General features: G+C 58.8%; 3 protein-coding genes and 2 pseudogenes. 3 read left to right on the plus strand and 2 right to left on the minus strand.

Features of this window, described 5'->3' with window-relative positions; translation table 11 throughout:
* A pseudogene (locus Q8N40_RS04470) lies at positions 1–406 on the minus strand (mandelate racemase/muconate lactonizing enzyme family protein); the annotation flags it as partial.
* 717 nt (positions 407–1,123) lie between these two features.
* Here Q8N40_RS04470 and Q8N40_RS04475 point away from each other — a divergent pair.
* Complete coding sequence (locus Q8N40_RS04475; protein ID WP_305710951.1) at positions 1,124–1,561, plus strand: hypothetical protein; 438 nt, start codon at positions 1,124–1,126, stop codon at positions 1,559–1,561.
* Positions 1,562–1,611: 50 nt separating this feature from the next.
* Here the strand turns inward: Q8N40_RS04475 and Q8N40_RS04480 are convergent.
* Positions 1,612–2,300, minus strand: a pseudogene (locus tag Q8N40_RS04480) (IS5 family transposase).
* 364 nt (positions 2,301–2,664) lie between these two features.
* On the opposite strand from Q8N40_RS04480, the gene Q8N40_RS04485 reads away from it, so the two are divergent.
* Entirely contained in the window at positions 2,665–3,456 is a 792-nt protein-coding gene (locus tag Q8N40_RS04485) for an alpha/beta fold hydrolase (RefSeq protein ID WP_305710949.1), read from the plus strand.
* A gap of 36 nt (positions 3,457–3,492) precedes the next feature.
* Positions 3,493–4,584 carry a PAS domain-containing sensor histidine kinase gene (locus Q8N40_RS04490; protein WP_305710950.1) on the plus strand — a complete coding sequence of 364 codons (1,092 nt, stop codon included), beginning with the start codon at positions 3,493–3,495 and terminating at the stop codon, positions 4,582–4,584.
* Positions 4,585–4,737: the final 153 nt, after the last annotated feature.

Genomic DNA, 4,737 nt, shown 5'->3' on the forward strand with positions numbered 1-4,737 from the left:
CATAGGGTACCTTGGGCGCGGAGCGCGTGTAACCGAGCAGCTTCCAGACTGGCTCGCCGCGCACGCGGCCGAGCAGGTCCCACATCGCCATCTCGACGCCGGACATGGTATGGGCCGCTTGCAGCAGGTCCATGCTGTCATAGGCAACCTGGCTGGACATGCGCGCGATGTCGTCAGGCCCGTTCAACGTCTGGCCGAGGATGGAATCACCGACCGGCCGGCACACGCCGTGCGACAGTGGGCACACGAACGCAGCGATTGACGGCAGCGGTGCCGCTTCACACTCCCCCCAGCCTTCATGCCCGCCCGAACGAACGCGCACGAGCAGCGCATCCTGGCTGCCGTCCGCCTCGGTTGTCACGACCGGCATGGACGCGTAGAAAAAGTCGACTGCTTCGATCTTCATGGGTCTTGTCTCTCTGTCGGGCGCTTCGCTACTGCGGGAAGACAAGGCCCACCCCGGCGTCAAAACGCGTGCGTGAATCGGCGTCCACTCCTGGCCCCCTGCCTGACCAGATACAAAACATTATATTGCCTCGGCGCGCGCCTTCCGCCGAGCGAAAACTGCAATGCAGCCGAATTGCCTCTGGCTACGGCAGAGTCGGGTCACAAGGGGAAATAAGCCGGAATCAGACCAGGTCTGCTTTGCACCCAGCAAATGACATGGCGCGCGTTCACCTCATCGGTTACGATATCAAAAGCCCAATGCGGCGACAAATGTCCGCCAGTCATGAAGATCAAAATTGGAGAGCCCGCGGTCCTTAGGGTGGCGCGCGTGTCATGCGTCCGCGCGGTAAAATTACGCGTCAACGTGCAGGAGCCGCGATACCGTAACCATAAAGAAGCCAATGCGCGAGCAGCCGGGACGGCTCGGTCGGAACGAAAAGTAGACCGGCGATCAGAAAGAACGGCAGGTTTTCGAGGTCATACAACTGAACCTCGGCTAATCCGCTCGACACGTTCGTTGGGCTCAAGCTGCTTCGGATCGGGTGGCGAACCCGGGTTTTGCAGACTTGAATTGTCCAGATTTCATTCCTCGACGCGATTTCAAGTTCGAGCCGATACCCAAATCACCGGAACCAACCGCCATATTGGCGGTTTTCCGTTTTTGGAGGCAAATCCGATGCAGGACACCCGAAACCGCGTACCCGCCAATACCAGCGACGAGATCAACCGAAAAATCCGCGAGGAAACGGATGCGCGTGTCCGATATTATCAACAGCATAAAGACGGTATCCGATCTCGGCTCCGCGAGCTTGATGAAGAGTGGGACATTGAAAGAGCCATTGAGTGCAATGCCTCCGCGCTCGCCTTCACAGGCGTCGTCCTGGGAGCCACAGGCGATAAAAGGTGGCTCCTTCTGCCAGCGATGGTGACGGCCTTTCTATTCCAACACTCTATTCAAGGATGGTGCCCGCCGGTGCCTATCCTTCGACGCATGGGCTTCCGAACTGCTTCTGAGATAGAGCAAGAGCGGCAAGCACTTAAAGCTATCCGCGGAGATTTTGCTGGTATTTCCGCCAATAATGCCGACTCAATCCTCAGTGCAGTGCGGGCATGACGCGAACCTGCAGATTGACGTCGGTGCAGACAGATTAGGGCCCAGACTCATTAAATCCACCATACCAGAGCTGCGGCGAGGCAGACAGAAGCGAGGTAGTTTCGCGCCAGCCTGTCGTAGCGGGTTGCGATGCGGCGGTAGTCCTTCAGCCTGTTGAAGGCACTCTCGATGCGCCAGCGTAGTTTGTAGAGGCGCTTTGAGAAGCTGTACGGTTGCTTGCGATTGCTGCGGTTGGGGATGACGGGCATGGTTCCGCGTTCATCCAGATCCTCGCGCAATTCGGCGCTGTCGTAAGCCTTGTCGCCGAGCATACGCTTCGACGGCTTGACCCTGCGGATCAGGCGTTCTGCGACCGGACAGTCGTGGGCTTCACCTCCGGTCAACAGAATGGCAATCAGGCGCCCCTTAGCATCTGCGAGTGCGTGGATCTTCGTGTTGCGCCCTCCTCGCGAGCGGCCAACAGCCTGTTTCTGCTCCCCCCTTTTCCGCCCGATGCCGAGCGATGGGCTTTGACGTGGGTGGAGTCGATCATCTGCGTGTCCGTCGATCGGCCATAGCGGGCGAGCTCCCGGAACAGGTTTTCCCATATGCCACGCCGCGCCCACCGAGCGAAGCGATTGTAGATCGTCGTAGGAGGCCCGTAGGCTTCGGGACAATCGGACCAGCGGCAGCCGCTTTTCAGCACGTGTATGATGCCGCTGATGATGCGGCGATCGTCCTGTCGCTCGACACCACGCACATCGGTTGGCAAGTGAGGTTCGATCCGCTGCCACTGCTCGTCGCTCAGCCAAAACAAATTCCTGCTCACGATCCCAATCCTTCCTTAAGAGAATCAGTATCGTATTGTCACAGCACAAAAATTAATGAGTTCTCACCCTAGTGCTGGGCATTTGCAAATGTCCCCTATGCAAACTGTCGACACCGGAATCGGTTTCAGTTCGCGGCAGACAGTGGTGGAACGTACAAGCCGGGTGCCGTCCTGAGCGGAATGTCGCCTAAGCATGAATGAATCTGTTTCGCAAATGGCGCGGCAACGGTCACGCCACATAGGCTAAAGTCGCAGGGCGCAGGGTAGCCAAGAATAGAACAAGGAAATCGTTACGATGCCCGGAATAGCCGAACGAAATAACGTGCACGTTCGCGGAACCGGCGAGACGGCTATGATGTTCGCCCACGGCTTTGGCTGCGATCAAAACATGTGGCGCTTCGTCGCGCCCGCCTTCGAGGAACAGTTCCGCACGGTGCTGTTCGATCACGTCGGCGCTGGTGGCTCCGATCCGCGTGCTTACGATAAGAACAAATACTCCAGTCTTGCCGGCTATGCCGACGACGTTGTCGAGATCGGTCGCGAGCTTGACTTGACCGATGCTGTCTTTGTCGGTCATTCCGTCAGCAGCATGATCGGGGTCCTTGCTGCGGAAAGAGCCCCTGGCATGTTCGGCAAGCTGGTGCTTGTCGGCCCCTCCCCTCGCTACATTGACGATGAGGGATACAGGGGCGGCTTCACTCCCGAGCAAATCGAAGAGTTGCTGCAATTTCTCGACTCCAATCACATGGGTTGGTCGACACAGATGGCCCCCGTGATCATGGGCAACCCCGACAGACCGGAGCTAGGGCAGGAGCTGACCAACAGCTTCTGTCGAACCGATCCAGAGATTGCCAAAGCCTTCGCCCGCGTGACGTTTACCTCGGACAACCGCAGCGACCTCACGCGACTGGCCGTGCCGGCTCTTGTCCTCCAGTGCAGCGATGATATCATCGCGGGCAAGGAGGTCGGCGACTTCGTCAGTCGCACCATTCCCGATTGCCGCATGATCGTTCTCAATGCGACCGGTCATTGTCCCAATCTCAGCGCGCCCGAAGAAGTCATCTCGGCGATGCGAACATTCGTGTGAAAGTGCGTGGAAGGTACACACCTCGACTTTCAAGACATGATCGAGAACGCCCCTTGTGGTTATATCTCGCTGCTGCCTGATGGCCGCATTGGACACGTAAATCGCACCTTTCTGGGATGGTCTGGTCATGCAACTGGCCAGATGGTCGGAAAGCGTCTCAGCGACTTCCTGACGATAGCCGGGCGTATATATTACGAAACGCACATAGCACCGCTGCTGCGAAAGCAGGCGGCCTTCGAAGAGGTCGCGATCGACGCGGTAAAGGCCGATGGGCAGCCGCTGCCCCTTATCGCGAACGTGGCCGAGCGGCGCGACCGTGACGGCAAGCCCCTGTCCATCCGTTTGGCTCTTATCAAAGCGACCGATCGTCGGCGGTATGAGCAGGAATTGCTCGGTGCCCGGGAACTGGCGAAGGCGGCTGAAAAGGCCGCCGAGGAGAAGCTCCAGCGCGAGCAGGAAGCGTCCGAACTGCGAGAGCAGTTCATCGCAGTGCTCGGGCATGATCTTCGTAACCCGCTGGCCTCTATCAGCGCGGGAGCCAGGCTCCTCGACAGGACCGTGCAGTCTGAAAAGGAGCGCCAGATCATTGCCATGATGCAGACGACCGTCACGCGGATGGCTGGGCTGATCGACAATGTCCTCGACCTTGCCCGCGGCCGCCTGCGGGGCGGCATCGGCCTCGATCGCGACGCCAACCAGCTTCTTGAACCTGCTCTCGGGGGAGTTGTCGATGAGCTCAGGCTGGCTTCCCCCGGCCGCGTCATTGAAACCGAGTTCCAGCTCGATCGTCCCGTGAATTGCGACCCAGCGCGGCTTGCCCAAATGCTTTCCAATCTGGTCGGCAACGCGCTGATGCACGGGAACTCCAGCAAGCCAGTGATCGTTCACGCCAATACCCGGGAAGGACGATTCGAGCTCTGGGTCTCCAACTCGGGGCAGCCCATTCCAGCGGTGGCGATGGGCAGACTGTTCGAGCCTTTCTTCCGGGGCAACGCGCATGCGAGCCGGCAAGGGCTTGGATTGGGACTGTACATCTCATCGCAGATCGCCAAGGCCCATGGAGGGCGCTTAACCGTCTCTTCCACCTCGGAAGAAACACGGTTCACTTTTGAGATGCCTCTTGCGTAACCACGTGACGAAACAGGCCAAAACCCCAAGTGCGCGCGGGAACAGATTGGCAATTCAGATCGGCGGCTACTTGGCGATACGGAGCTTGGATAGCTACGCGCCGATGGTATCGAAGGCGGACATGATCTGTGTGGAGGACGTCACCATGAAGAA

Source organism: Bradyrhizobium sp. (assembly GCF_030693485.1).
In the GTDB taxonomy this organism is placed as follows: domain Bacteria; phylum Pseudomonadota; class Alphaproteobacteria; order Rhizobiales; family Xanthobacteraceae; genus Bradyrhizobium.

Bases quoted from the DNA above. Each gene is read 5' to 3' on its own strand.
- Q8N40_RS04475 (WP_305710951.1), top strand. From the start codon at position 1,124: ATGCAGGACACCCGAAACCGCGTACCCGCCAATACCAGCGACGAGATC.
- Q8N40_RS04490 (WP_305710950.1), top strand. From the start codon at position 3,493: ATGATCGAGAACGCCCCTTGTGGTTATATCTCGCTGCTGCCTGATGGC.
- Q8N40_RS04485 (WP_305710949.1), top strand. From the start codon at position 2,665: ATGCCCGGAATAGCCGAACGAAATAACGTGCACGTTCGCGGAACCGGC.